General features: G+C 74.3%; 26 protein-coding genes. 9 read left to right on the forward strand and 17 right to left on the reverse strand.

All coding sequences use genetic code 11. The annotated features are described in order from the left end of the window. Positions 1-2: 2 nt before the first annotated feature. From ACFY3L_RS16070 to dnaK, 5 genes are read right to left on the reverse strand one after another with little or no spacing between them, the layout of a single operon-like run. A complete protein-coding gene (locus ACFY3L_RS16070; RefSeq protein ID WP_389323493.1) occupies positions 3-1,163 on the reverse strand; it encodes a sensor histidine kinase in 1,161 nt (386 codons plus the stop codon). 43 nt (positions 1,164-1,206) lie between these two features. Further along, on the reverse strand, positions 1,207-2,808 hold the full coding sequence (locus tag ACFY3L_RS16075) for a CHASE3 domain-containing protein (RefSeq protein WP_389323496.1): 1,602 nt from the start codon (positions 2,806-2,808) through the stop codon (positions 1,207-1,209). A 37-nt stretch (positions 2,809-2,845) separates the two neighbouring features. Continuing rightward, positions 2,846-3,673, reverse strand: coding sequence for a DnaJ C-terminal domain-containing protein (locus tag ACFY3L_RS16080; RefSeq protein WP_389323499.1), 828 nt, complete (start codon positions 3,671-3,673; stop codon positions 2,846-2,848). Then, positions 3,666-4,139, reverse strand: coding sequence for a nucleotide exchange factor GrpE (locus ACFY3L_RS16085; protein WP_389323502.1), 474 nt, complete (start codon positions 4,137-4,139; stop codon positions 3,666-3,668). The genes ACFY3L_RS16080 and ACFY3L_RS16085 overlap by 8 nt, the downstream gene beginning before the upstream one ends. Before the next feature lie 58 nt (positions 4,140-4,197). After that, on the reverse strand, positions 4,198-6,078 hold the full coding sequence (dnaK, locus tag ACFY3L_RS16090; RefSeq protein WP_389323505.1) for a molecular chaperone DnaK: 1,881 nt from the start codon (positions 6,076-6,078) through the stop codon (positions 4,198-4,200). Positions 6,079-6,286: 208 nt separating this feature from the next. Here dnaK and ACFY3L_RS16095 point away from each other — a divergent pair, with 208 nt between their 5' ends. Continuing rightward, a complete protein-coding gene (locus ACFY3L_RS16095; protein ID WP_389323508.1) occupies positions 6,287-6,610 on the forward strand; it encodes an STAS domain-containing protein in 324 nt (107 codons plus the stop codon). Positions 6,611-6,639: 29 nt separating this feature from the next. Further along, positions 6,640-7,011: an ATP-binding protein gene (locus ACFY3L_RS16100; RefSeq protein ID WP_389323511.1), complete on the forward strand. Its 372-nt coding sequence runs from the start codon at positions 6,640-6,642 to the stop codon at positions 7,009-7,011. A gap of 36 nt (positions 7,012-7,047) precedes the next feature. On the opposite strand, the gene ACFY3L_RS16105 is transcribed toward ACFY3L_RS16100, so the two are convergent. Then, positions 7,048-8,607 (reverse strand): PP2C family protein-serine/threonine phosphatase, encoded by a 1,560-nt coding sequence (locus ACFY3L_RS16105; RefSeq protein WP_389323514.1) that lies wholly within the window; start codon positions 8,605-8,607, stop codon positions 7,048-7,050. A 119-nt stretch (positions 8,608-8,726) separates the two neighbouring features. On the opposite strand from ACFY3L_RS16105, the gene ACFY3L_RS16110 reads away from it, so the two are divergent. Together ACFY3L_RS16110 and fabV are read left to right on the forward strand one after the other, a co-directional pair. Then, positions 8,727-9,674, forward strand: coding sequence for a DUF1861 family protein (locus ACFY3L_RS16110; protein WP_389323517.1), 948 nt, complete (start codon positions 8,727-8,729; stop codon positions 9,672-9,674). A gap of 104 nt (positions 9,675-9,778) precedes the next feature. Beyond that, complete coding sequence (fabV, locus tag ACFY3L_RS16115; RefSeq protein WP_389323520.1) at positions 9,779-10,975, forward strand: enoyl-[acyl-carrier-protein] reductase FabV; 1,197 nt, start codon at positions 9,779-9,781, stop codon at positions 10,973-10,975. Here fabV and ACFY3L_RS16120 read toward each other — a convergent pair. Continuing rightward, positions 10,927-11,355, reverse strand: coding sequence for a DUF4345 family protein (locus ACFY3L_RS16120; RefSeq protein ID WP_389323523.1), 429 nt, complete (start codon positions 11,353-11,355; stop codon positions 10,927-10,929). The genes fabV and ACFY3L_RS16120 overlap by 49 nt on opposite strands. After that, positions 11,352-12,152 (reverse strand): NAD(P)H-binding protein, encoded by an 801-nt coding sequence (locus ACFY3L_RS16125; RefSeq protein ID WP_389323526.1) that lies wholly within the window; start codon positions 12,150-12,152, stop codon positions 11,352-11,354. Before ACFY3L_RS16125 ends, ACFY3L_RS16120 begins: the two co-directional genes overlap by 4 nt. 91 nt (positions 12,153-12,243) lie before the next feature. Here ACFY3L_RS16125 and ACFY3L_RS16130 point away from each other — a divergent pair, with 91 nt between their 5' ends. Next, entirely contained in the window at positions 12,244-13,206 is a 963-nt protein-coding gene (locus ACFY3L_RS16130) for an AraC family transcriptional regulator (protein WP_389323529.1), read from the forward strand. A 202-nt stretch (positions 13,207-13,408) separates the two neighbouring features. Continuing rightward, positions 13,409-14,929, forward strand: a complete 1,521-nt coding sequence (locus ACFY3L_RS16135; protein WP_389323532.1) for a serine/threonine-protein kinase — start codon at positions 13,409-13,411, stop codon at positions 14,927-14,929. Between the two features lie 137 nt (positions 14,930-15,066). Here the strand turns inward: ACFY3L_RS16135 and ACFY3L_RS16140 are convergent, their stop codons facing one another. Further along, positions 15,067-16,065, reverse strand: a complete 999-nt coding sequence (locus ACFY3L_RS16140) for a TolB family protein (RefSeq protein WP_389323535.1) — start codon at positions 16,063-16,065, stop codon at positions 15,067-15,069. Further along, on the reverse strand, positions 16,062-17,312 hold the full coding sequence (locus ACFY3L_RS16145) for an MFS transporter (protein ID WP_389323538.1): 1,251 nt from the start codon (positions 17,310-17,312) through the stop codon (positions 16,062-16,064). The genes ACFY3L_RS16140 and ACFY3L_RS16145 overlap by 4 nt, the downstream gene beginning before the upstream one ends. Positions 17,313-17,535: 223 nt before the next feature. Here ACFY3L_RS16145 and ACFY3L_RS16150 point away from each other — a divergent pair, with 223 nt between their 5' ends. Together ACFY3L_RS16150 and ACFY3L_RS16155 are read left to right on the forward strand one after the other, a co-directional pair. Next, complete coding sequence (locus tag ACFY3L_RS16150) at positions 17,536-18,912, forward strand: DNRLRE domain-containing protein (protein WP_389323541.1); 1,377 nt, start codon at positions 17,536-17,538, stop codon at positions 18,910-18,912. An 80-nt stretch (positions 18,913-18,992) separates the two neighbouring features. Beyond that, positions 18,993-19,247 (forward strand): hypothetical protein, encoded by a 255-nt coding sequence (locus ACFY3L_RS16155; RefSeq protein WP_389323543.1) that lies wholly within the window; start codon positions 18,993-18,995, stop codon positions 19,245-19,247. 24 nt (positions 19,248-19,271) lie between these two features. Here the strand turns inward: ACFY3L_RS16155 and ACFY3L_RS16160 are convergent, their stop codons facing one another. Both ACFY3L_RS16160 and ACFY3L_RS16165 read right to left on the reverse strand, forming a co-directional pair. Then, complete coding sequence (locus ACFY3L_RS16160; RefSeq protein ID WP_389323546.1) at positions 19,272-20,501, reverse strand: RNA polymerase sigma factor; 1,230 nt, start codon at positions 20,499-20,501, stop codon at positions 19,272-19,274. Beyond that, on the reverse strand, positions 20,494-20,826 hold the full coding sequence (locus tag ACFY3L_RS16165; protein WP_389323549.1) for a YciI family protein: 333 nt from the start codon (positions 20,824-20,826) through the stop codon (positions 20,494-20,496). Before ACFY3L_RS16165 ends, ACFY3L_RS16160 begins: the two co-directional genes overlap by 8 nt. Before the next feature lie 189 nt (positions 20,827-21,015). Between ACFY3L_RS16165 and ACFY3L_RS16170 the strand changes: the two genes are divergently transcribed. Then, the gene (locus tag ACFY3L_RS16170; protein ID WP_389323551.1) at positions 21,016-21,189 is read left to right on the forward strand and encodes a CsbD family protein; all 174 of its coding nucleotides are present in this window, start codon (positions 21,016-21,018) and stop codon (positions 21,187-21,189) included. An 86-nt stretch (positions 21,190-21,275) separates the two neighbouring features. On the opposite strand, the gene ACFY3L_RS16175 is transcribed toward ACFY3L_RS16170, so the two are convergent. From ACFY3L_RS16175 to ACFY3L_RS16195, 5 genes are all read right to left on the reverse strand, one after another. Further along, a complete protein-coding gene (locus tag ACFY3L_RS16175) occupies positions 21,276-22,511 on the reverse strand; it encodes a cupin domain-containing protein (RefSeq protein ID WP_389323554.1) in 1,236 nt (411 codons plus the stop codon). After that, positions 22,508-22,768 (reverse strand): hypothetical protein, encoded by a 261-nt coding sequence (locus ACFY3L_RS16180; RefSeq protein WP_389323557.1) that lies wholly within the window; start codon positions 22,766-22,768, stop codon positions 22,508-22,510. Before ACFY3L_RS16180 ends, ACFY3L_RS16175 begins: the two co-directional genes overlap by 4 nt. 83 nt (positions 22,769-22,851) lie before the next feature. Next, positions 22,852-23,334: a DUF6194 family protein gene (locus ACFY3L_RS16185; RefSeq protein ID WP_389323560.1), complete on the reverse strand. Its 483-nt coding sequence runs from the start codon at positions 23,332-23,334 to the stop codon at positions 22,852-22,854. Between the two features lie 73 nt (positions 23,335-23,407). After that, positions 23,408-23,788, reverse strand: coding sequence for an ATP-binding protein (locus ACFY3L_RS16190; protein ID WP_389323563.1), 381 nt, complete (start codon positions 23,786-23,788; stop codon positions 23,408-23,410). A 188-nt stretch (positions 23,789-23,976) separates the two neighbouring features. Next, complete coding sequence (locus ACFY3L_RS16195; RefSeq protein WP_389323566.1) at positions 23,977-24,996, reverse strand: hemerythrin domain-containing protein; 1,020 nt, start codon at positions 24,994-24,996, stop codon at positions 23,977-23,979. Positions 24,997-25,054: the final 58 nt, after the last annotated feature.

Consider the following 25,054-nt stretch of genomic DNA (forward strand, 5'->3'; position numbering starts at 1 on the left):
GGTCAAGGCGGGGCGGGCAGGGTGATGACGAAGCGGGCGCCGGGGTGGGCGGGCTCGTAGGTGAGGTCGCCGCCGTGCGCCCGGGCCAGCTCGCGCACGATCCACAGGCCGAGGCCGACGGACTGCGGCGCGGCTCCCCCACCGTACCGGCTGAACAACGCGCTCACGGCGTCCTGCGGCACCCCCGGGCCGTGGTCGCGGACCGCGATCGTCGTGGTCCCGCCGGCCGACGAGGCGTCCACGCAGATCGGGGCGGCGCCGTGCCGCATGGCGTTGCCGATCAGGTTGACCAGCATCTGCTCCAGGCGGTCGGGGTCGGCGACGATCGTCAGACCGGGGTCGACGTCGACGTCGACGACGGCATGCGGGGTGAGCGCGACCGCGTCCGTGACCGCGGCGTGCACCGGGACGGGGCGCAGGTCCAGCTTGAGCACGCCGTCCTCGACCCGGCCGACGTCGAGCAGCCCGCTGGCCAGCCGCGCGATCCGGGCGACCTGGCGCAGCGCGGCGGCGGTCAGCCGGGCCCGGCGCTCCGGCGGCAGGCCGGCGTCCTCGTCGAGCAGTTCCAGCGCGCCCTGCACCGCGGTCAGCGGCGATCGTACGTCGTGCGCCAGGGTCAGCATGAGCGACGCCCGCCACCGCTCGGCGGCGGCGACCTCGTCCTGAGCCCGCCGCCACTGCCGGACCCGCCCCGCGATGAGCACCGCGACGGCGGTCACCACCGGCACGAACACCACGGCGCTGCCGACGACCTCGGGCGGCTGGCGCGTGGCGATCAGCGGCGCGACGTAGGCGGCGGCGGTCAGCGGCGACAGCGCGTACGCGATCCACGGCGGATGGTGCAGCCCGACCCACGCGAACAGCAGGACGAAGAACGGGCCGGTGCCGGCGGCGGTCCCGCCGAACGCCCACGTCGAGAACGCCAGCACCACCAGCCCCGCGAGCGCGAGCGTCACGGTCGCTCTCGAGTGCAGCCGCTGCCACGGTGCCCACCACGCGACAGCGGCGATGCAGAAGTCGGCGACGGCGACGACGACCAGGTCACGGCCGCGGCTGTTCGGCTGGGCCACACCGAGCATGGCGAGCACCCCGGCGAGCAGGAACAGGCCGGCGGCGGCACGGGCCGCTCCGACACTCCCGTCGAATCCGATACTTCGCCACATTACGGAACGATTGTATGGCGCTACCCACCGTGCTAGTCCCGCATCAGTGCACGGCCAGCGCCTCCGGTTCGCCGGCGGCGTCAAGGTCATCGGTGGCCGCCGACACGCGGGGCAGGGTGAACACGAAGCGGGCGCCGTCGCGGTACGTGTCGTCGAGGCGGATCTCGCCGCCGTGGAACTCGACCACCTTCTTGCAGATCGCCAGCCCGATCCCCGTGCCGGAATAGGTCTCCCGCGAGTGCAGCCGCTGGAAGATGACGAAGATCTTGTCCGCGTACTTCGGGTCGATGCCGATGCCGTTGTCCTCGACGCTGAACTGCCACATGGCGCCGGCCTCGCCGACCGCCACCCGCACCACCGGGTCCCGGTCCGGGTGGCGGAACTTGATGGCGTTGCTGATGAGGTTCTGCCACAGCATCGTCAGCAGGGTCACGTCGCCCGGCACGGTCGGCAGCGGCGGCCGCTCGATCCGGGCACCGCGGTCGGCGATCGCACCCGCGAGGTTCGCCTCCGCCTGCGCGACCACGTCGTCGAGGTCGACGGAGCGGGTGTCGTCGTACACGCGGCCGATGCGCGAGAAGGTCAGCAGGTCCGTGATGAGCCGCTGCATCCGGGTCGCGCCGTCGACGGCGAAGGCGATGTACTGCCGGGCCTTGTCGTCGAGCTGGTCGCTGTAGCGGCGCTGCAGCATCTGGCAGAACGAGGCGACCTTGCGCAGCGGCTCCTGCAGGTCGTGCGACGCGACGTAGGCGAACTGCTCCAGGTCGGCGTTGGAGCGGTGCAGCTCGAGCTGCTGCTGCTCCAGCTTCGCCCGGGCCCGCTGGCTGTCCACGAGCGCGTCGACGACCCGCTGGCGCATCGTCTCCACGTCGCCGGTCAGCCGGGCCAGGTCGGCCGGCCCGGCCGCGGCGAGCCGGTGGTCGAAGTCGCCGCCGGCGACCCGCCGCACGCCGGCGCTGAGCCGGTCGAGGGGGCGCAGCACCACCACGCGCAGCAGCACCGCGATCGCGACGATGAACAGCAGCAGGAACCCGATCATCCCGATGAACACGCCGTCGCGCAGCCGGCGGGCCGCGTCGAGGTCCGCGCGGGCCTGATCCCGGATGGCGGCGAGGTCCTTGTCCAGGGTCGCGACCCGGGCCCGGACCGCGTCGAAGGCGGCCTTGCCGGCGAGCACGGTGTCGACCGCGGCCGCCGGGTCGCTGCCGCGGCGGCGGGCCTCGACCGCCGGGTCCGCGACGGTGCTCCGCCACTCGCGGGCCTGCGCCTCGGCGCGGTCGAGGTCGGCGAGGGCGACGGGCTCGGCGGCGAGCAGCTGCCGGATGCGGGCCAGGAGGGCCCGCTCGCCGTCGACGCCCCGCGCGTACGGCTCCAGGAACCGCTCGTCGCCGCTGAGCAGGAAGCCGCGGACGCCGGTCTCCTGGTCGACGAGGGCGGCGGTCAGCTCGACGACCGCGGTGCGGGCCGGGGAGATCCGGTCGCTGAGCCGGTTGGACACCGCCGCGGTGTGACTCAGCACCCCCGCGCCGACGGCCGCGCCGCACATGACGAGCACCACCATCGCGATCAGCACCGAGGCGAACCACCTGGTGCTGCTCCACCGGTCCCACACTCTGGTCGCCGGGTATCCGTCCGAGCCGATCACAGCAGCACCGTACGCGATCCCGCACGTCGGCGCCCGTTCAGCGGCCCCGTGGGTCGTACGCCGACACCTTCCCGAGCTCCTCGAACAGATGACGCTCCCGCGCGGTCAGCGTCGCCGGCACCATGATCCGCACCTCGGCGTACAGGTCGCCGGGGCGGCCGCGCGGATTGGGCAGCCCCTGCCCGCGCAGCCGCAGCCGCCGCCCGGACGACGTGCCGGCCGGCACGTCCACGCGGACCGGCCCGCCGGGGGCGTCGAGCGGCACCCGCGCGCCGATGGCCGCCTCCCACGGCGCGACCGGCAGGTCGAGCACCACGTCACGGCCCTGGACGCGGAACCGGGGGTGCGGCGCGAGGCTGACGACGAGATACAGGTCGCCGGGCGGGCCACCGGATATGCCGGGACCACCCTGGCCGGCGAGGCGGATCCGCTGGCCGTCGACGACGCCGACGGGGATGTTGACGTCGTAGCGCCGGGGGCGGCCGTCGGCGTCCGGCAGGGTCACCGTGCGGCGCCCGCCGCGGAACGCCTCCTCGACGCCGACCGTGATGTGCGCCTCGGTGTCGGGCCCCGTGCCGTACCGGCCGCCGAACATGCTGCTGAACAGGTCGTCGATGTCGACGGTCTGTACGCCGCGTGGCCGCGCCCGCTCACGCCCGGCCTTGTCGTGGCGGGCGCGGCGTTCGGGGTCGGACAGCACGTGGTACGCCTCGTTGATCTCCTTGAAGCGCTCCTCGGCGCCGGGCTCCTTGTTGATGTCCGGGTGCTGCCGGCGGGCCAGGGTCCGGTACGCGCGCTGAATCTCCTCCGGTGTCGCGTGCCTGGTCACGCCGAGCACCTGGTAGGGGTCGCGACGCTCACTCACCGTCGTGCCCGTTTCCCCTGTCGCCCAGCACCACCGGCGCGCTCACCGCGACGACGGCCGGCCGCAGCAGCCGCTCGCCGTCCCCGTACCCCGGCCGCAGCACCCGCACGACGGTCCCGGGCGGCGCGTCGCTGTCGCGCACGACCTCGGCCGCCTCGTGCCGCACCGGGTCGAACGCCTCACCGACCTCGCCGAACGGCGTGAACCCGAAACCGGCGAGCACGGCGAGGGCCTGCTCGCGGACGCCTTCCACGCCTTCGACGATCGTGCGGGGGTCGGCGTCGCCGTGCCGCAGCGCCAGGTCGAGGTTGTCCAGGACGGGCAGCCACGCCGAGGAGATCGCGATCCGCTCCTCCTGCCGCTGCCGCGCCGTCTGACGCTCGGCCCACTTGCGGGTGTTCTCCACGTCCGCCGCGGCCCGCTGCCACCGTTCGGTGAGCTCCGCGACCTCGTGCTCCTGGGTCATGACCTGACCTCCGCCACGCTCCGGCGCCGCCCTGACCTGGAGCTCCGCGCCGGCCCGCTCATGAGCCCGTGTTGAAGTCGGCGTCGATGACGTCGTCGGCGTCGTGTGGTGCCGCGCCGCCGGGCTGGGGTTGGGGCTGGGTCGGCCGGGCGGACCGGCTGCCCAGCGCCAGGGTCATCTGGCGCAGGTCCTCGGTGAGCTGCCGCATGCGGGGCGCCGGCTCCTGTTCCCGCACCGCCCGGCGGGCGTCCTCGATGAGCATCGTGGCGCGGGCCCGCTCGTGCTCCGGCACGTCGCCGTGGTCCTGCAGGCCGCGTTCCAGCTGGTACGCGACGCTGTCGAGCTCGTTGGAGGCGTCGATCCGCTCCCGGATCTGCCGGTCCTCGGCCCGGTGCTCCTCGGCCTCGCGGACCATCCGGTCGACCTCGGCGGCGTCGAGGGTCCCGCTCTCGGTGATGGTGATCTGCTGCTCGGCGCCGGTGTCCCGGTCCTTCGCCGACACGTTGAGGATGCCGTTGGCGTCGACGTCGAACGTGACCTCGATCTGCGGAGTGCCGCGCGGCGCGGGCCGGATGTTCTCCAGCCGCATCCGGCCGAGGACCCGGTTGTCGGCGGCGCGCTCCCGCTCGCCCTGCAGCGCGACCACGTCGACGGCCGGCTGGTTGTCGTCGGCGGTGGAGAACGTCTCGGCGCGCCGGGCCGGGATCGTCGTGTTCCGCTCGATGACCTTCGTCATGAGCCCGCCGAGCGTCTCCACGCCCAGCGACAGCGGCGTCACGTCGAGCAGGACCACGTCCTGCACCTCACCCTTGAGCACGCCCGCCTGGATGGCGGCGCCGAGCGCGACGACCTCGTCCGGGTTCACCGACATGTTGGGGTCCTTGCCGCCGGTGAGCCGGCGGACGAGGGCCTGCACCGCCGGCATGCGGGTCGCACCGCCGACGAGGATCACCTCGTCGAGGTCGCCGGCGCCGGCCTTCGCGTCCTGCATCGCCTGCCGGACCGGCTCCATGGTGCGTTCGAGCAGGTCGTGGGTCAGCTCCTCGAACGTGGCCCGGGTGAGCGTCATCGTCAGGTGCTTCGGGCCGGACGCGTCGGCGGTGATGAACGGCAGGTTCACCTGGGTCTGCGTCACCGACGACAGCTCGATCTTCGCGCGCTCGGCGGCCTCGGTGAGCCGCTGCAGCGCCTGCGGGTCGGTGCGCACGTCGATGCCCTGTTCCCGCTGGAACTGGTCGGCGATGTGCTCCACCAGCCGGTGGTCGAAGTTGTCGCCGCCGAGGTGGGTGTCGCCGGACGTCGCCCGGACCTCCACGACCCCGTCGCCGACGTCGAGGATGCTGACGTCGAACGTGCCGCCGCCGAGGTCGAACACGAGGACCGTCTCGTGCCCCTGCTTGTCCAGCCCGTACGCGAGGGCGGCCGCCGTCGGCTCGTTGATGATCCGCAGCACGTTCAGCCCGGCGATCTTCCCCGCGTCCTTGGTCGCCTGCCGCTGCGCGTCGTTGAAGTACGCCGGGACCGTGACGACCGCCTCGGTCACCTTCTCGCCGAGGTGCTTGGCGGCGTCGTCGGCGAGCTTGCGCAGGATCTGCGCGGACACCTCCTCCGGCGACAGCTGCTTGTCGCGCACGTCGAAGCGCACCATGCCGTCGGGGCCCTGGACCACGTCGTAGGTGACGCCGCGCGCCTCCTCGCTGATCTCGTCGAAGCGGCGGCCGATGAAGCGCTTCGCGGAGTAGATCGTGCCCTTGGGGTTGAGCACTGCCTGCCGGCGCGCGAGCTGCCCGACGAGCCGCTCGCCGGTGCCGGTGTACGCGACCACGGACGGCGTCGTCCTGCTGCCCTCCTCGCTGGGCAGCACGGTGGGGCGGCCACCTTCGAACGCGGCGATCACGGAGTTGGTGGTGCCGAGGTCGATTCCCACAGCGCGTGCCATGTGTGCATCCCTCCTGAGCCTCCGGCTGCTGCAGCAGCTTCAAGGCTCGCCGGGGTGCCCGGGCCGTGTCTCACCCACCCGTGGTGAGCGCCGACGACCTCGCGGTCGCCCTGTCCTCCTGGCGGGTCGGGCGGTCGGCTGATGACGTGCCGCCCGGTCGCGGGTGCCATGATGGGTGCCGGGTCCGTGGTGAAGGGTGCTGAAGTCGATGGCGCTGTTCGAAGCGAAGACGTCCGTGACGGACGGCCGGGCCGTCGTGTCCCTGGCCGGTGAGTGCGACCTGACCTCCCGCGACGAGCTGACGGCGGTGCTGCTGGCGGCCGTCGACCTCGCGCCGCTGGTCGTCGTCGACCTGGCCGGCCTGCGGTTCATCGACTCCAGCGGGGTGCACGCGCTGGTCGCCGGCTACCACGCCGCCCAGCGGCAGGGCCGCACGCTGCTGGCGGTCAACGCCGCCGGCGTGGTCGCCCACGTCCTGGAGATGACCGGTGTCGGCGCTCTGCTGGCCCCACCGGCGGAGTCGGCGGCATGACGGTGCCGGAGCGGAGCGGAAGTGGCGGCATGGCGCCTCTGTCGTTGGAGTACAGCACGGCCGCGGACCTCGGGTCGGTGCGGGCGTTCGTGCGGACCCAGGCCCTCGCGGCGGGCATGTCGCAGGCCCGCACGGAGCTGCTGATGCTCGCCGTCAACGAGCTGGCGACCAACACGCTGCAGCACACGACCGGCGGCGGCCGGGTCAGCCTCTGGGCCGGCGACGGGCAGCTCTACTGCGACGTCGTGGACCAGGGCCCGCCCCGGACGTTCCCGCGGCCGATGCCGGCGGCGGACGCGCCCCGCGGCCGTGGGCTGGCGATCGTCGAGCAGATCTGCGACCGGGTCGAGACGATCAGCGGCCCCGACGGCACCACCGTCCGCCTCCGCCTCCACCTGTAGCGGCGCCGCGATGCTCGACCCGTCCCGGTCCCCTGGTCAGGGCTGGACGCACACCGCCAGGGTGCAGGTGTCGTCGTCGGGGCTGGCGTAGTGCAGCAGGCCGCGGAGCCGGGTCAGCCGCTCGGGCCCCGCCTCGGCGGAGACGGTGGACAAGGCCTCCTTGACGCGGCCGAGCATCACGTCGCTGTCGGTGGACCGGCGCTCGATCAGGCCGTCGGTGTAGAAGAACACGAGGTCGTCGGCGCGCAGTGCCGCCGCGACGACCGGATAGACGGCGTCCCGGCCGGCGCCGAGCAGCAGGCCCGCGGGCCGGTCCAGCTCCGTGGTCACCCCGGCCCGGGCCAGCAGCGGCGGCATGTGCCCGGCCCGCGCCCACGACAGGGTCCGGGTGGCCGGGTCGTACACCCCGATCGCCGCCGTGCCGGTGATGCCGAGCTGCAGGGACAGCTGGTTCATGTGGGCGAGCAGCGTGCCGGGGTCGAGGATGCCGATGGACAGCCACGCCACCAGCGAGAAGCGCAGGTGCGCCATGCCGTTGGCGGCGTCCAGCCCGTGCCCGGCGACGTCGCCGACCGCGAGCACCACGTGCCCGTCCGGCTGGGTCTGCGCGTGGTACCAGTCGCCGCCGACCTGCACGGCGCTCTCCGCGGGCAGGTAGCTGACCACGGCCTGCAGCCCGGCCAGGGGAAACGGCTCCGGCGGCACCGGCTGGATCAGGTTCTGCAGCTGCGCGGCGAGCCGGTGCTCGGCGAGCGCCGTCATCTCGCGGGTGCGCAGCTGGTCGCTGAGCCGCTCCATCGCGGTGCGGGTGTCCTCGCGGGCGGTGACGTCCTGCACGACGGCGCAGATCTTCAACGGGCTGCCGTCGGCGTCGCGGGCGACGTCGGACAGGATCCGCAGGTACTTCACCGTGTCCGCGGTCCGGAACCGGACGGTCACGTCGGACGCGGCGCCGCTGTCCAGGGTCTGCCAGGCGGTCTCGCTCACCCCGCGGTCGTCGGGCAGCAGCGCCGCGGCCTGCTCCGCCCGCGTCATCGGCCCCAGCGCCGGATCCCGCCCGAAGATCCGGAACATCCCCGGCGACCACTCGCTGCGCCCGGTGATCAGGTCATACTCGGCCCAGCCGAGGCTGCCGAGCAGCTCGGTGTGCTCCAGCCGGCGGCGGGCCTCGTCGGTGCGCCGCCACCACACCAGCAGCCCGCCGAGCACCGGCTCGACGCTCACCTCGAACAGCGAGTCGGCCACGATCCCGGCCCGGCGCACCGCATACCGGAAGTCGGGCAGCTCGGCGGCCACGCCGTCGGCGAGCACCCGCAGGTACAGATCCCACAACGGTCCGCCGACCATGCTCGGGTACAGGTCGCTGATCCGCTCCCCCACCCGATCGAGACCGCGGCCGTAGATGTCCGCGCCCCGGCCGCTCACCGCCGCGACGAGGAAGTCGGCGACCTCACCGTCCTCGTCGGTCAGCGGCAGCAGCCACGAGCACCCGACCGGCACGGCCGCCAGCAGCTCCCGCACGGCGGCGGCCACGGTGCCGGCTGCACCGTCCGCCGTGGCCGGCGCGGTCCCGTGCCGCGCCCCGTCGTGTGCCATCACCGAAGCTTAATGCCGGGCGCGCACCGCGGCCGATCGGGCGTGGAGGGTGTCGCCGCTCCCGACGTTCACCCCGTTTCCCGCCGTCCACGCCCGGCCGCGGCGTTACGGTGCTTTGTGTGACGTTGCCTCCCGCCGGGTACCGCGACCTCGTCGCCGCCCACCTGCGCCGCCCCGGCCGCCCGACCGGGGTCGCCGAGCCGATCCCGGGCGTCGGCGACCGCCTCGCGTACAACCCCTGCCTGGTGCGGCAGGACGGCCGGACGCTGCTCGCGGTGCGGGTCGAGTCGCCCGGCAGCTACTGGCGCGACGAGTCGTCGTGGGACCCCGAGGTCCGCTTCTACGAGCGCACCGGCGGCGGCTGGCAGGAGGCGCCCGGCACGCCGGTGTTCACGGCGGCGGAGGACCCGTTCGCCGCCTGGGTCCTGGCCCCCGACGGCTCGCCGGTCCTGGTCCTCGGCGTGGTCTCGCTGGACTACCGCACCGATCCGCCGGGTGTCGTCACCCGCTTCTACGCCGCGCCGGACGTCGAGCGGCTCGACCCTGCCCGGCCGTTCCTCGAGGTGCCGGGCATGAAGGACATCCGGCTGCTGCAGCGCCGCGACGGCCTCGCCGTGTGCGGCCGCCCGCAGGGTGGCACCGCCGGCCGCGGCCGGGTGAGCTTCATCCTCGCCGACGACTACACGCAGCTGTCGGCGGAGCTCATCGCCAAGGCGCACATCTTCCAGGACCAGGTCGCCGAGGACACCAAGCTCGGCGTCAACGAGCTGTACGACCTCGGCGACCACATCGGCGTCCTCGGTCACGTCGCCGTCGGCGAGGAGGGGGGCCCGCAGGAGTACGCCGGCGCCTGGTGGACCATCGACCCCGCCGCCTGCACGACGACCGCGCCGACGGTCATCGCGATGCGCGCCGACTTCCCGCCCGCCCCGCCGAAACGCGCCGACCTGACCGACGTCGTCTTCCCCGGCTCGATGGAGGTCCTCGACGGCGGCGCCGTCCGCCTGTACTGCGGCCTCAGCGACGCCTCCATCGGCTCGATCGTCGTGCCGTCGCCGCTGCCCTAGACCCCGCATGCGTGGGGTGACGGTATGTGTCAACGCCACGAAGCACTCGACGGCGACGGCATGACAGGATGTGACCGCACCGCCGGATGATCGAGGGAGCAGTCGTGGCCGTACGTGTCGTCAGTCCCACCGGACGAGGGTTCCTGCTGCTCGACGCGCACCCCGCCGGCTGCTTCCGCAGCGTCACCGACATGGTCGCCCAGATCCCGGCGCCGGAGCGGCAGCCGTCGAAGCTCACCGCGCTCATCATCGGGTCCAGCGCCGGCTACGGCCTCGCCGCCACCCTGGCGGGCCTGGTCCGGCACGGCGTGCAGGGCGTCGGCGTCGCGTTCGAGCGGCCGCCGGGCCGGCGCACCGCGACCGCCGGCTGGTACCGCACGATCGCCACCGACGCCGTCGCCGCGGAGGTGGGCAGCGACTTCACGTTCGTCAACGCCGACGCGTTCGCCGACACCACCAAGGACGAGGTCCTCGACCTGCTGCAGAAGCGGTTCGGTCAGGTCGATGTCCTGGTGTACAGCGTGGCCGCGCCGCGACGGACGGACCCGCGGACCGGGACCACATTCCAGTCGGTCATCAAGCCGCTCGGCGAGGCGCACACCACGAGGACGCTCGAGTTCGACGCCGACGGCACACCGGCCCTGCGGGACGTGACCGCCGCCCCCGCCGGCGAGCAGGAGGCGGCCGACACGGTCCAGGTGATGGGCGGCGAGGACTGGTCCCGCTGGGTCACCGCGCTGCAGGACCGGGGGCTGCTGCGCGACGGGTTCCGCACGGTCGCCCTGTCGTACATCGGATCCGGCCTCACCTCGGCGATCTACCGCGACGGCACGATCGGCGCGGCGAAGCTGCACCTGGAGAAGACCGCCAAGGAGCTCGACGAGCGGCTCGCCGGGTCCGGCGGCCGGGCGCTGACGTCGGTCAACGGTGCGGCCGTCACGCAGGCGTCGACCGCGATCCCGGGCATCGCCCTGTACGTGAGCGTCCTGCGCGCCGTGCTCGGCGACGCGCTCCAGTCGCCGGTCGAGCAGTCGGTGCGGCTGTGGGACCAGCTGACCGGTGCGGCCCCGCTCGACCTGGACGAGCAGGGCCGGCTGCGGTTGGACCGGTGGGAGCTGGACCCCGCCGTGCAGGCCGCGGTCGCGGAGCGCTGGCACGCGATCACCCCGGAGACGATCGCCGAGGTCGCCGACGTCGACTGGTTCCGCGCCCAGTTCCGCGGCCTGTACGGCTTCGACGTGCCCGGCGTCGACTACGCGGCGCCCGTCGACCCCGACCTGGAGTGGCCCGCGCCCAGGTGAAGGCCCGGCGCCGGGCGGGTGGCGGCGAACCAGCACGCCAGGCCGAGGGCCAGCTCGACGATCCCGCCGACGACGAGGCCGCTCGCCGGCACCCCGTCCAGCGCCGCCGACACCCCGCGCGACACCGCGTACGCCAGGTAGAACACGGCACCTGCGACCGCCGCCGTGAACGCGAGCCGCGCCACGAACGCGCCGACCAGCAGCAGCACCCCGACGGCGAGCACCGCCCCACCGGCGGACCTGGTCTCGCTGAGGAGGTTGGCGTCGGCGCCGATGCTGATGCCGTACTGGCGGCGGAAGGCCACCGGCGCGAACAGGCCGGCACCTCCGACAGCGACCGCCACCGCACCCGAGACGAGCAGCAGGATCCGCCGGATCACCGCCAGGCCCCAGCCGCCGCGGCGGCGCGGCAGTAGTCGGCGAAGTCCCGCGGCGGCCGGCCGAGGGCGTCCTGGACGCCGGTGCCGAGGCTGGCGTTGCGCCCGTCGAACACCTCGCCGCACAGGTCGGCGAACAGGTCGCCCTGCGGGTGCCCGGCGAGCGCCGCCCGCAGCTCCTCGACGCCGACCGGCACATAGGTGACCGGCCGGCCGGCCGCCAGCGCGATCTCCGCGGCCGCCTCGGCGAAGGTGAGCAGCCGGGGGCCGGTGACCTCGTACACGCGGCCGTCGTGCCGCTCGTCGAGCAGCGCCGCGACCGCCACGTCGGCGATGTCCTCGACGTCCACGAACGGCTCGGCGACGTCGCCGGCGGCCAGGACGACGGCGCCGTCCATGACGCCCTGCCGCAGCTCGCCCTCACCGAAGTTCTGCGCGAACCACGAGGCCCGCACGAGCGTGTAGCCGAGCCCGGACTCCCGGACGATGTCCTCGCAGCTCTCGGCGTGGTGCTCGCCGCGGCCGGACAGCAGCACGAGCCGCCGGACGCCGGCCGCCGCGGCCGCCTTCGCGAACGCCTCCACGGTGGCGGGGGCCTCGGGGGCGGCGAGGTCGGAGTAGTAGGAGACGTACGCGGCGTCGACGCCGTCCAGGACGGCCGGCCAGGTCTCCTGCCGTTCCCAGTCGAACGGCGGGTCGCTGCGGCGGGAGGCGCCGCGCACGGGGTGCCCCAGGTCGGTGAGGCGGCGCAGGATACGGCGGCCGGTCTTCCCGGTCGAGCCGATGACAAGGTTGCTCATGTGGTCAAGCTTCGCCGGTACCGGCGAGATTCTGAATCACAGGAACACCAGATCTCTTTGCAGATCGTCCAGCCTCATGGACGATGGCGGAGTGACGACGACGATCCTCCCGCCGGCCGGGGACCCGCTCGGCGAGGCGCTGCACCTCTTGCGGCTCACCGGCACGCTGTACTGCCGCTCGGAGCTGACCGCGCCGTGGGACATCGCCGTGCCCGCGCTGGACGGGCTCATGGCGCTGCTCGTGGTCACCGCCGGCGAGGCCGTCCTCGAGGTCGACGGCGAGCCGCCGCGGACGCTGCGGCCGCGCGGGCTGACCCTGATCCCGCACGGCACCCCGCACCGCGTCCACAGTGGACACCGTCAGTCGCGGGCCACGCCGCTGTTCGACATCCCGGTCGAGCGGGTCAGCGAGCGGTACGAGCTGCTGCACCACGGCGGCGGCGGCCCGCTGACCCGGGTCACCTACTGCGTGCTGCGCTGCGACCACGTCCCGGCCCGGCGGCTCGTCGCGCAGCTGCCGCCGGTGCTGCACGTCGACGGATGGGACGACGACGGCGGCTGGCTGCACAGCACCCTGCAGCTCATCGCCGCCGAGGCGACCGCGCTGCGGCCCGGCGGCGAGACGGTGCTGACCCGCCTCGCCGACGTCCTGGTGGTGCAGGCGATCCGCGGCTGGCTCGACACCGCGCCCGAGGCGCACCAGGGCTGGCTCGCGGCGCTGCGCGACGAGCACCTCGGCCGGGCGCTCGCCGCGATGCACCGGGCCCCGCAGGCGCCGTGGAGCGTGGAGTCCCTGGCCCGCGAGGCGGCGATGTCCCGTTCGGCGTTCTCCGCCCGGTTCACGGCGCTGCTCGGCGAGCCCGTCATGCAGTACGTGACCCAGTGGCGGATGCAGCTCGCCCACACCCATCTGCAGCAGTCGCCGGAGCCGCTGTCGCAGGTGGCGCACCGCTTCGGCTACGCGTCGGAGGCCGCGTTCTCCCGGGCCTTCAGCCGGACCTTCGGCGTGCCGCCGGGCGCGGTCCGCGCCGCCGCGGACACCACCGGCCGATGAGGTGCCGCCACCGGCCGTCTGACCTGCGCCTCGAGGCCTTCTGACCGGGGTGCCGGACGAACCGGCCGAGGGGTGACTGGCGTCGCGAGGGGTGCTCACGGCAGGATACGGCTGCACGGTGGGCGTCGATGCGTAGAGGCAGCCAGACGCCCGCCGGAGGACCGCTACCGGATCGGAGGGGCAGCTCGAGGTGCAGGGGCGGGTGCTGGGCGGTCGCTACCGCCTGGAGGAGCAGCTCGGCAGCGGCGGGATGGCGGTGGTGTGGGCCGCGACCGACGAGGTGCTGGGGCGGGCGGTCGCGGTCAAGATGCTCAACGGGGCGCACACCGCGAAGCCCGACTCGCTGCGGCGGATACGCGCCGAGGCCAGGGCCGCGGCGAACCTGTCGCACCCCAACATCGCCCAGGTCCACGACTACGGTGAGGCGTCCGACGACGGCGAGCTCGTCCCGTATGTCGTGATGGAGCTGGTCCCGGGCCCGACCCTCGCGCAGCGGATCGCCGCGGGGCCGGTCGAGCCGAAGGCCGCCTTCCGCATCTGTGCCGAGATCGCCGCCGCGCTGACCGCCGCGCACGCCGCGTCGCTCGTGCACCGTGACATCAAGCCCGCCAACGTGATCGTGACGCCGGGCGGCGCGAAGGTCGTCGACTTCGGCATCGCCGCCTCCGTCAGCCCCGGCGGCGACGGCGACCTGCCCGACCAGGTGCTGGGCACGCCGTCGTACCTGGCGCCGGAGCGGCTCACCGACGACGCGATCGAGCCGGCCTCCGACGTCTACGCGCTCGGCGTGATCCTCTACAAGCTGCTCGCCGGGCACCTGCCCTGGACCGTGGACAGCACGACGCAGGTGCTGACCGCGCACGTGTACGTCCCGCCCACGCCGCTGCCGGAGACGCCGGGTGTCCCGCCGGAGATCGCCGACCTGTGCCTGCGCTGCCTGCGCAAGGAGCCGGCGCAGCGCCCCGACGCGCCCGAGGTGGCGGCGGCCCTCGCGGCGGCCGCCGGGCTGCAGGTCGTCCCGTCCACCCCGGCCCTGCTCGCCCTGGGGACGGCGGACGGTCCCGCGGCGGACGGCGAACCGTCGGCGCTGGTCATCCCGCCCGCCCCGGCCCGGCAGTCCCGCGCCCGGGTGACGGCGGCGGCGGGCGTGGGCGCCGTGTCGGTCGCGGCGATCCTGGCCTGGGCGGCGCTGGGCTCCCCGCCGGACGCCTCGGGACGGTCCGGCGACCTGCCGTCGCGGGAGACGTCCCGGTCCGCCGCGGCCCCCGCCGCCACGGGCCCCGCGGGCACCGGCGCGGCCAGGCCCGGCGGCACGGGCCCCGCGGGCACCGGCGCGGCCAGGCCCGGCGGCACGAGCGGTGCCGGCGGCACCCCGGGCACCGCCGCGACGGCCGGACCCGGCCCGACCGGCTCCGGCGGCGATGGCACCGACCCGGCGCCCACGACCGGGCCGCCTCCCCCGCCGACGACCTCGGACCCGCCGCGCCGGGAGACGCTCTCCTCCGCCGGCGGCACGGTCACCGCCGCCTGCGACGGCGCCGGGCGCGTGCGGCTGACGTCCCCCGACCCGGCGGACGGCCACAAGGTCGCGGCCTTCAACGGCGGCCCGGCGAGCACGGCGGAGGTCACCTTCAAGCGCGGCAACGTCACCATCCGCATGTCCGTCACCTGCGACGACGGCGTGCCGACCGCCACCACGACGACGACCACCACGACCGGCTGACGCGGGCGGCGTCACGCGTACGGGTCGGTGACCTCCCTCAGGTCGGTGAGGATCGCGCGCAGCTGGGTCATCCGGCGGTCGCCCAGGTGGGCCGCCCACCCCCCGACCTCGGCGACGGCGGCCGTGGGTACCGGGACTCAGGCGGCCAGTGGCGCCGGTGACTCCGCGCCCGGGATCAGCAGCCGGGGGGCGCCCGTGCCGTCGGCGGGCACCGACCAGACGTCAGGGCGGCCGTCGTCCTGGCGCAGCGTGTACCCCAGGGTGGACCCGTCCAGCCAGGCCGCCTGGTCGTCGACGCTCGCCTGCTCCGCGGTCTGCGTCACCCGCATGGTGGCGAGGTCGAGCACCGACAGCCGCCAGCCGCGCTGCGGGTCGGCGTCGATCGCCTGCTTGAACGCGATCCGGGTGCCGTCCGGCGACAGTGAGGGGCACTCGACGTTGTCGCGCAGGGTCTCGACGGTGCGGGCGGCGAGGTCCCCGCGGACGAGGTACCGCCGGCCGCCCGTCGACATCGTCGCGTAGAACCGGTTGTCGTCGGCGGCGAACGTGACGCCCCAGAAGTTCACGTCGACGTTGCGGTAGGGCTTGCCCTCGTGGATGACGGCAAGCTCCTCGAGCGAGCTGACGGTCGCGCCCGTCCGGGTGTCGAGGATGCCGGTGCGGGTGGAGAACCCGCTGCTGGTGTACGAGTCGCCGCCGACGAAGACGGTCCACGCCACGAACCGCCCCGACGGCGAGACCCTGGCCCGGTTGGGCAGGCCGGGCACGGCGACGGCCTGCCGGGGGCGCAGTTCGGCGTCGAGGACGACCACCTCGTACGCCCACGCCGTCTGCGGACGCAGGCACACGCCCGTGCCGGCGGCGGCGTACACCCGCAGGCACTCCACTGTGGACACCGTCCGCGGACCGGTGGGGTCCGCGGCGTCCACGGTCGCGAGGTGCCGGTCGGTGATCGTGAGCAGGCGCGGACCCGGTGTGAGCGTGACGGTGGCGGCCGGCCCGGTCGCGGCCGCGCGCCCGGCCGCGGGTTCAGCACGGTCGGCGGCGAGCGCCGTGTAGCCCGCCGCGACGCCCGCGAGCACGACGACGGCGGCGGCGAGCACGCCGATGCGTGCCCTGTTCGACAGCTGTGTCATCGCTCCGGTCCCCGCTTCCTCAGCAGCAGCAGTGTCGCGACCACGACCACCGCCACACCGGCGGCCGCGGCCCGGCTGGCGGTCTGCGGGCCCCATGCCTGCCACGCCAGTCCGAAGAGGACGGACGACACCAGGTACGCGAGTGCCTGCCCCGTCTGGACGAGCGCGATGCCGGTGGTGCGCAGCCGCGCCGGCAGCACCGGCCCGGCGAGGGCGATGAGGACCCCGTCGGTGGCGGCGTAGAACAGCCCGTGCAGGGTCAGGGTCAGCACGAGCAGCGGCCACCCGCCGACCGGGCCGAAGAGCAGCAGGTAGGCCAGGCCCAGCGCGGTGTAGCCGCCGAGGACCACCGGCAGCCGGCCGACCCGGTCGGCGAGGATGCCCAGCGGCGCGGCGAGCAGCAGGTACGCCAGGCTGGTGCCGACCGCCAGCATCGGGAACCACACCAGGCCGAGGTCCTCGCGGCGCTGCAGCATCAGGTACACGAACCCGTCGCCGATCGTGGCGAGCCCGAGCAGGCAGGCGGCCGCGACGAGCCGCCTGACGGGCGCGTCGCGCAGCAGTCCGAGCGCCTCGCTGACGGCGGCCGGCGGCTCGGGGGCCCGGGGCGCGTTCGTTTCCCGTACGAACAGCACCAGCACCACCACGGCGAGGGCGGCGACGCAGAAGCTGGTGACGAAGACGGCGTCGTAGGACTCGCCGGCGGCGGCGAGGACGGCGAGCGCGACGATCGGGCCGAGGAACGCCCCGATGCTGTCCATCGTCCGGTGCACGCCGAACGCCCGCCCCAGCGCCTCCGGCGGCGTCGACTCGGTGATCAGCGCGTCGCGGGGCGCGGTCCGCACGCCCTTGCCGAGCCGATCCACGGCGATGACGGCGCCGATCGCCGGCACCGACCGGCCGGCGAGGAGCAGGCCGAGCTTGGCGACGGCGGACAGCGCGTACCCGAAGCCGGCGACCAGCTTGCGGGAGCGGAACCGGTCGGCGACGAACCCGCCGGCCAGGCGCAGGACCGCGGTCGCGCCGGTGTGGACGCCGTCCACGACGCCGTAGGCGAGCGGGCTGACGTGCAGGCCGAGCACGAGGTACAGGGGCAGGACCGCGGTGACCATCTCGGCGGACACGTCGGTGATGAGGCTGACCGCGCCGAGGGCGACGACGTTGCCGCTGACGAGCGCGAACCGCCGGCGGCGCGGGTCACCGCCCGGCGGCGCGGTGACCGGGCTGGTCACGGTCGACAGGTACACCTGGCGGTCCCCTCTCCTGCGGCTCCTGCGGGCACGGTGCGCCATCGTCCGACGGCGGCGGATCTTCCCGCAACGCCCCGGAGACGGCGGTCCGGCATGCGGCGCGTGAACAGGACTTTACATCGAAGTATTTCGCTATATGTTTACCTGACGGTACCGGTGCGGCCCATCGGCGTCCCTATGTTCCTTGCGCTTCTGCACACGCCCAGAGAAGGGTTTCTGGATGGGCATCCGTCTCACCCGCCCACAGGTGACGATGGTGACGGTCGCGGCGCTGGTCGCCGTCACCGCCACCGTCGTCGTGGCCGCCGCGACCCCCGCGTCGGCCGCCACGGCCACGTTCACGCCCGTCGCCGACACGTACGTCCAGAGCGACACCGCGTCCACCAACTACGGCACGGCCACGCAGATCGTCGTGGACAACTCGCCGGTGCGCCGCATCTTCCTGCGGTTCACGGTGTCGGGCGTCAGCGGCACGGTCACCGCCGCCAAGCTGCGCCTGCGCACCATCAGCGGCAACGACGGCAGCCCGGCCGGCGGCACGTTCAAGGCCATGAGCAACACGACGTGGTCCGAGACGGGCACGACCTGGAACAACCAGCCCGCGATCGACGGCGCCACCCTGGGCACGATCGGCGCCGTCACCAAGGACGGCTGGTACGAGATCGACGTCAAGGCGCTCGTGACCGGCAACGGCACGTTCAGCATCGGCGGCAGCTCCGCGAACGCCGACGGCGCCTACTACGACTCGCGCGAGAGCGGCGCCGACGCCCCGCAGCTCGTGATCACCACCGGTACGACGACCCCGCCCTCGGGCGACCCCGTGTTCGTCGGCGCCGGCGACATCGCCAACTCCGGCTCGGGCGACAGCGCCACCGCGGCCCTGATCGACAGCATCCCCGGCACCGTCTACACGCTCGGCGACAACGTGTACGACAGCGGCACGGCGAGCGAGTTCAACTCCTACTACGAGCCGACGTGGGGGCGCTTCAAGGCCCGCACCCGGCCGTCCCCCGGCAACCACGACTACGTCACGTCGGGCGCGTCGGCGTACTACAGCTACTTCGGCTCCGTCGCCGGCCCGTCCGGGCGGGGCTACTACTCGTTCGACCTCGGCAACTGGCACATCGTGTCGCTGAACTCGAACATCAGCATGTCCGCGGGCTCGGCGCAGGAGCAGTGGCTGCGCACCGACCTGGCCGCCAGCACCAAGCCGTGCACCTTGGCCTACTGGCACCACCCGCTCTTCACGTCCAGCTCCAACCACGCCCCGTCGACCTCGACCCGCCCGCTCTACCAGGCGCTGTACGACTACAACGCCGACGTCGTGCTGTGGGGTCACAACCACGTCTACGAGCGCTTCGCCCCGATGAACCCGAGCGGCGCCCTGGACACCGCCCGCGGCCTGCGCACCTGGGTCGCCGGCATGGGCGGCGCCAGCCATTACGCGTTCGGCACCATCCAGCCCAACAGCGAGGCCCGTAACAGCTCCGCCTACGGCGTCCTCAAGTTCACCCTCCACGCCAACACGTACGACTGGCAGTTCGTCCCCGTCGCCGGCCAGTCCTACAGCGACAGCGGCACCGGCTCCTGCCACTGACCGCACCGCCCCACCGGCCGCCGGGCGCACGGGTTCCGTGCCGCCCGGCGGCCGGCCCATGCCGAGCACCCGGGCGGCACATGACGAACGGCGGCCGGAACCTGGCCGGCCGGCACCATCAGGTCAGCGGCGGCGGCGTCGCGCAGGCCACCGCGCTCGCCGCCGCGCTCGGGGCGCTCGCCGGCCTGGAGCTGGTGGAGCACCGCGTCGCGGCGCCGCCGGTGGTGTTCCTGGCCGCGCGGACGGCGCTCTTCGCGCTGGTCGCGGCGCTCGACGGCGAGCGCCGCGCCCAGGCCGCCCTCTACGCCCGCGAGCACGGCCTCCTCGCCGACTAGCGATCCGACCCGTGCCCGGCCGGCTCAGGTCGCGCCCGCGCCGCCGGCCCGCGGATCGGTGCCCTCGCGGGACTGCCACTCGGCGGCCCGGGCCGCCAGGGCGCGGCGCTCGCCGTCGCTGTGCGCCGCCGCGGCCGCCCGCCGGAACAGCGCCGCGGCGCGCCCGTGCTCGCCGAGCCGCCCGGTGAGGTCGGCCGCCACCGCCAGGGCGTGCGGGTGGCCGTCGAGCGCGCGGACCGCGGCGAGCAGCGCCAGGCCTTCCCTCGGCCCGTACGCGTAACCGTGCGCGACGGCCCGGTTCAGCTCGACCACCGGCGACGGCTGCGCGGCGGCGAGCCGGTCGTAGCACGCGGCGATCCACGCCCAGTCGGTCAGGTCCGGCGAAGGGGCGGTGGCGTGGCACGCGGCGATGCGGGCCTGCAGCGCGTACGGGCCGTCGGCCGTCACCCGCCGCAGGACCTCGACCGCCTCGGCGATCGCGGCGTGGTCCCAGCGGGCACGGTCCTGCCGGTCGAGGGTGAGCAGCTCGCCGTCCGCGCCGCGGCGGGCGGCCCGCCGCGAGTGCTGGAACAGGAACAGCGCCAGCAGCGCCGACACCTCCGGCTGGCCCGGCATGAGCCGCTCGACGAGCCGCACCAGGCGGATCGCCTCGTCCGCGAACGCGGGCTCGCCGTCGGCGTTGTAGCCCTGCGTGAACAGCAGGTACAGCACGGCGAGGACGCCCGGGAGGCGTTCGGTGAGCGCCCGGCCGGTCGGCACCCGGTACGGGATCCCGGCCGCCGCGATCTTCGACTTGGCCCTGGTGAGCCGCCGGGTCATCGTGGACTCGGAGACGAGGAACGCCCGGGCGATGTCGGCGGTCGGCACCGCGCAGATGGTGCGCAGCGTCAGCGCCACCCGCGCCTCGAGCGGCAGCGCCGGATGGCAGCAGGTGAAGATGAGCCGCAGCCGGTCGTCGAGCTCACCCGGGACCGCTTCCCCGGCAGGGGGGAACATGGCGATCTCCTGCAGCTTCCGGCGCTCCACGGCGGCGCGGCGCAGCACGTCGACGGCCCGGTTGCGGGCGGCCGTCATCAGCCACCCGCCCGGGTTGTCCGGCACGCCGTCGCGCGGCCACCGCTCCAGGGCCGCCGCGAGGGCGTCCTGCGCGCAGTCCTCGGCCAGGGCCCAGTCGCCGGTGACCCTGATCAGCGTCGCGACGATCTTCGAGTAGGCGCCGACGGCCGCCACCGCGACCGGATCGTCGTTACGCAACGACCGCGAACGGCCGCAGCTCCAACCGTCCGGCCCGCGCCATCGGGTGGGCCCGGGCGACCTCGATCGCCTCGTCCAGGTCGGCGCAGTCCAGGATGTCGAACCCGACGATGACCTCCTTGGTCTCGGTGAACGGGCCGTCGGAGACGAGCAGCTCACCGTCGCGGACCCGGACGGTCGTCGCGGCGGACGTCGCCGCCAGCACGTGGCCCGTCACCCGCCGCCCGGCGCCGTCGTGCTCGGCGACCCAGGCGAGGATGTCCGGCTCGGGCGCCGGGTCGGTGTCCGGCTCGGTGTCGGTGCAGACGAACATCATGTACTGCATGGCTGGGTGCCCTCCGTTCGACGGGATCTCACCATGGTGACGAACGGGGCCCCGCCGATCGGACAGCGGGCGGAAATCCGGTGGGCTCGACGTGACGCCCCGCACCGTTTCACCCGCTTCACCCTGGGCACCACTACTGATGGGTGCCGGCAACGGCACGGAACTGACCGTCTGTGATTGGGGTTCGCCATGGGACTGAGCGACAAGATCGACAACCGGGCGGAAGAGACCGCCGGCAAGGTCAAGGAAGGCGTGGGCAAGGCCACCGACAACGAGCGGCTCGAGGCCGAGGGCAAGGTCGACCAGGCCTCGGGCAGCCTCAAGCAGGCCGGCGAGAAGGTCAAGGACGCGTTCAAGGACTGAGCGCGGTGCGAAAGGGCCTGCGTCCCGCCGGACGCAGGCCTTTCACATGTCCGGGTCAGGCCGCCGCCGGCCGGATTGCCGGCGCGTCACACGTCCAGGATCAGGATCGTCTCGGTCAGCAGCCGGCGGGCGAGGACGACGCCGTCGTCCGGGGACAGGCCGGGCAGGTCGGCGATCGGGCGCGACCGGCCGTCGAGCAGCTCCCGGACCGCCGCCGCGCACACCGCCGGCATCGTGACCGTCCGGTCCGGTGCCTCAATCGCGACGTGCTCCGGGTCCGGCTCGGTGACCTGGATCCTCAGGCCGGGCCGCAGCCGGACCCGGTCGTCCGCGGACAGCCGCGCGAGCGCCGCCGCCTGCGCGACCGGCCGCAGCGGCGCCGGCCGTGCCTCCGGTCCGCGGCCGCGGCGCCAGCGGCCGGCGACGTCGTCGGGGCGCAGCGTGTCGAGCCATTCATGCAGCGCCTTCACCGTGTCGGCGAGCACCGGGGCGATCGCCGCACCGTCGCCCGGATCGGCGCCCATCGGCAGCCCCGCCCGCAGCGACGGCGCGTCCGCGGCGAGGTCCAGCAGCGCCTCCACGACGCTGAGCCGGGTCGGCGCGCGCAGGCCGATCGTCAGGTGCAGCGACCAGTCGTCGAGCGCGCCGGCGGCATGCAGCCAGCCCCGCGGCAGGTACAGCGAATCCCCCGCCTCCAGGACCGCGTCCAGGAACGGCTCGCCCGCGGCGACGGCGGCGACCTCCTCGACGCGGCCGCCCCACGGCTGCCGCTCGACGGGGTCGGTGACCACCGGCGGGTGCACCCGCCACCGTTTGGTGCCCGCGACCTGCAGCACGAAGACCGCGTGCGTGTCGTAGTGCGTGGCGAAGCCCTGGTTGCCCGGCGGCGTCAGGTACGCGTTCACCTGCACCGGCACGCCCAGCTCCCGGCCCAGGTCACCGGCCAGGTCCACCAGCGGCGGCCACAGGCGGTGCAGGCCCTGCAGCACCAGCGTCGCGCCACCGGCGAGCTGCTCGAAGACCCGCTCGTCCAGGACCTGGTCGCCGACCTCGGCTCCTGGTCCGCCGCCGCCGGTGTACCGCGCCGCGGGGATCACCTTGCCCTGCCGGGCCATCCGCACGAACGGCGTGCGCAGCGCCCGGCGGCTCAGCAGCTCGTCGACGTCGTCGAGGTCGAGCAGGTCGGTGTAGTCGCCGACCCGGCGCGACAGCAGCGGCGCGCGGTCCCAGTGCCGCTCGGCGAAGTCGCCGGCGGGGATCGGGACACACCGGCGCAGCGCTGACCTCACCTCCTGACCGGCGCCGCCGCTGTCGTCGGTCATTCGCTCGCGCCGCCGTCCGCGCCGCCGTCCGTGGCGCGCGCGTTGGCGCCGCCGTCGTTGGGGCCCTCATCGGCACCGCCGTCGGCGCCACCGTCCTGGGCCTCGATGTTCGCGCCGCCGTCGGCGGTGCCCTCGTCCATGGTCGCGCCACCGTCCGCGCCGCCGTCGTGCGCGGCCGGCACGGCACCGCCGTCGGCGGGTCCTTCGGGGCCGGGGCCGGGCGGGGTGGTGGTGATGTCGTCGTCGTTGAGCGCCATCGCTGAGCTCCATCCTGATCGGGTCGGAGTTCCCCGTTACCCCGCCCACCACGAGCGCAATCGAATCGACGCGAACGCCTTGCTCAGCCCGGATCTCTCGACCGGCGGCGGAGGTCGGCCGCTGTCGCGTCCCGGTGCGCGACGGCGATCAGGGCGTCGAGGGCGGCGGCGGTACGCGCGCCGGGGTTGAGCACGCAGACCCAGCCCTGCCGCCCGTACGCGGGGTGCGGCAGGATCTCGTCGAGCCCGGCGAAGTCGACGTCCGCCCGCCGCTGCTCCAGCTCCGCGGGCGGGTAGCCGAGGTGCGCCTGGAACGCCTCGCGTCCGGCGTGCACGTTGACCCGGAACACGCCCGGCCGGTCCAGCCGCGACGCCTCGTCCCAGCCGGGGGTGTCCCGCCCGACGATCGTCGCGAACGGCAACCTGCGGTCCGGGCCGACGTAGAAGAACCGGTCGCCCCAGCTCGTCTCCGGCGCCCCCGACTCCTCCGTCGCGAGCAGCAGTTCGACGCCGGGCAGGGCGAGGATCCGGTCGGCGATCGCCTCCGGGGTGGCAGCGTCAGTCATGGCCTCAACCGTATCGTTGAACCGCCCAGTGAAGGTCTGGCGCGGATTCACTCGTACAGTGGCGGCGAAAGCCTCAAGCAGTGGGCTCGGCGCGGGGCATGAAGAGCCGGACCGTGACCCCGCAGGCGGAGCTGGTGATGTGCAGGTCGCGGCACAGGTTCCGGACCATCCACAGGCCGCGGCCGCTGACCGCCTCGGGCGACGGCAGGTCCTGCGACAGGTGCTCCGGCAGGCCCGGCCCGTGGTCGCTGACCTCGACCCGCACGCCCTCGTCCGTCTGCTCGACGACGATCCGCCCGCTGCCGCCACCGTGACGGACCGCGTTGGCGGCGAGCTCACTGACGGCGATCACCAGGCCGGGCACGTTGGACGCGGAGACGCCGGCGACGCGGGACGTCTGCTCGACGAGGTCCCGGACGCGGCGCAGGCCGTCAATGGTGAACTCACGAGTCACAGCGCGAATCCGGTCGCGTGCCATCGTCACCGCGTCCCTACGCATGTCTCTCGGCTTGCCAATTTGGCCCCCGCATGGAGCATTACCCATCAGGCCGGCTCTCGAATCCTGCCGGATTCGTGCCGATCTGCCCGGCGGCGACCGCATGACAGGACCGGACGCCGTGGCACGCGGCGGCCGGTCGGCGGTCACACAGGCAGCTCCTGGGCGGTGGGGCGCAGGACGTCGCGGACGAGGTCGGAGGCCTGCGGCATGCCCGGGCGGGCGGGGGCGCCGGCGCAGGCCTGCGACTCGGCGTCGCGGGCGGCGGTGGCCAGCTCGGCGAGCTCGGCGGCGGGAATGCCGGCGCGCAGGAGGGGAAACTCCTCGGTCGACTCGCGCCGGGTGTGGGCGAGCAGCATGGCCTGGACGGTGGTCAGGCCGTCGACATCGCCGAGGCTGATGGAGACGTCGGCGAGGGCTTCGCTGATCCGGCGCTCCTCGTCGACGAGGTGGTCGGCCAGGTGGTCGGCGGGGGCGAGGTGCCGGGTGAGCGGGTGAAGGATCTCCTCCTCGATCGTCTCGTGGACGGCGATCAGCCAGGCGAGCTCGCCGAACGCGGTGTGGCGGTCCTCCCCGGTGGCGGCCACGGTCATCTCGAACTGCTCGTCGATCCGGGACTGGTGCTCGGTGAGCATGGCGGGCAGGTCGGTCACGCCGGCGGCGGGCATCGTGGACATCAGCTCCTGCGGGTCGCGGTCCTCGTGCAGGCGGAGCAGGTCGCCGGCGGTGTGGAGGGTGGCGAGCTCCATCTGCAGGTGCAGCTCCCACAGCTGGCGCAGCCGGCGGTCGGTCTCCTGCTCCAGGAACGCGTGGTACGTGGCGCAGGCGGCGCACTCCTGGACGACCAGCTGAGCCCACAGGCTCCGGCTGCCGCTCGGCGACAGGGCGGCACCGGCGAAGGGGTGCAGCACCGCGAGGGTGTCGTGGCGGGCCGTGGCGGCCAGGCCCAGGCGCTGCACGGCGCGCTGGGACTCCAGGTCCGGGCAGCGCAGGGCGGCACGGCGGTTGAACATGGCGGCGGCCGCCTGGAGGGCTTCCATCTCGTCGACCCGGTCACGGGCGCCGGGCTCGGCGGAGCGCAGCTGGGCCGCCTCGACATCGAGCTCGTGCCAGTGCCGGCCCTGGCGGCCGACCGGCAGTCCCGGGTGCTCCAGCGGGTTGAACATGGGCCCTCCCTCGGAATACCGAACCGAGCGTGACGAATACCTACAGAGCAGGGCAGAT

It is taken from the genome of Dactylosporangium sp. NPDC000521 (genome assembly GCF_042898305.1).
Taxonomy (GTDB): domain Bacteria; phylum Actinomycetota; class Actinomycetes; order Mycobacteriales; family Micromonosporaceae; genus Dactylosporangium.

Coding starts and splice junctions, on each gene's coding strand:
- ACFY3L_RS16095 (WP_389323508.1), top strand. CDS start 6,287: ATGGCGCTGTTCGAAGCGAAGACGTCCGTGACGGACGGCCGGGCCGTC.
- ACFY3L_RS16195 (WP_389323566.1), bottom strand. CDS start 24,996: ATGTTCAACCCGCTGGAGCACCCGGGACTGCCGGTCGGCCGCCAGGGC.
- ACFY3L_RS16105 (WP_389323514.1), bottom strand. CDS start 8,607: ATGGCACACGACGGGGCGCGGCACGGGACCGCGCCGGCCACGGCGGAC.
- ACFY3L_RS16140 (WP_389323535.1), bottom strand. CDS start 16,065: ATGACACAGCTGTCGAACAGGGCACGCATCGGCGTGCTCGCCGCCGCC.
- ACFY3L_RS16185 (WP_389323560.1), bottom strand. CDS start 23,334: ATGACTGACGCTGCCACCCCGGAGGCGATCGCCGACCGGATCCTCGCC.
- ACFY3L_RS16125 (WP_389323526.1), bottom strand. CDS start 12,152: ATGAGCAACCTTGTCATCGGCTCGACCGGGAAGACCGGCCGCCGTATC.
- ACFY3L_RS16155 (WP_389323543.1), top strand. CDS start 18,993: ATGACGAACGGCGGCCGGAACCTGGCCGGCCGGCACCATCAGGTCAGC.
- ACFY3L_RS16150 (WP_389323541.1), top strand. CDS start 17,536: ATGGGCATCCGTCTCACCCGCCCACAGGTGACGATGGTGACGGTCGCG.
- dnaK (WP_389323505.1), bottom strand. CDS start 6,078: ATGGCACGCGCTGTGGGAATCGACCTCGGCACCACCAACTCCGTGATC.
- ACFY3L_RS16070 (WP_389323493.1), bottom strand. CDS start 1,163: ATGTGGCGAAGTATCGGATTCGACGGGAGTGTCGGAGCGGCCCGTGCC.
- ACFY3L_RS16165 (WP_389323549.1), bottom strand. CDS start 20,826: ATGCAGTACATGATGTTCGTCTGCACCGACACCGAGCCGGACACCGAC.
- ACFY3L_RS16170 (WP_389323551.1), top strand. CDS start 21,016: ATGGGACTGAGCGACAAGATCGACAACCGGGCGGAAGAGACCGCCGGC.
- ACFY3L_RS16175 (WP_389323554.1), bottom strand. CDS start 22,511: ATGACCGACGACAGCGGCGGCGCCGGTCAGGAGGTGAGGTCAGCGCTG.
- ACFY3L_RS16180 (WP_389323557.1), bottom strand. CDS start 22,768: ATGGCGCTCAACGACGACGACATCACCACCACCCCGCCCGGCCCCGGC.
- ACFY3L_RS16085 (WP_389323502.1), bottom strand. CDS start 4,139: ATGACCCAGGAGCACGAGGTCGCGGAGCTCACCGAACGGTGGCAGCGG.
- ACFY3L_RS16100 (WP_389323511.1), top strand. CDS start 6,640: ATGGCGCCTCTGTCGTTGGAGTACAGCACGGCCGCGGACCTCGGGTCG.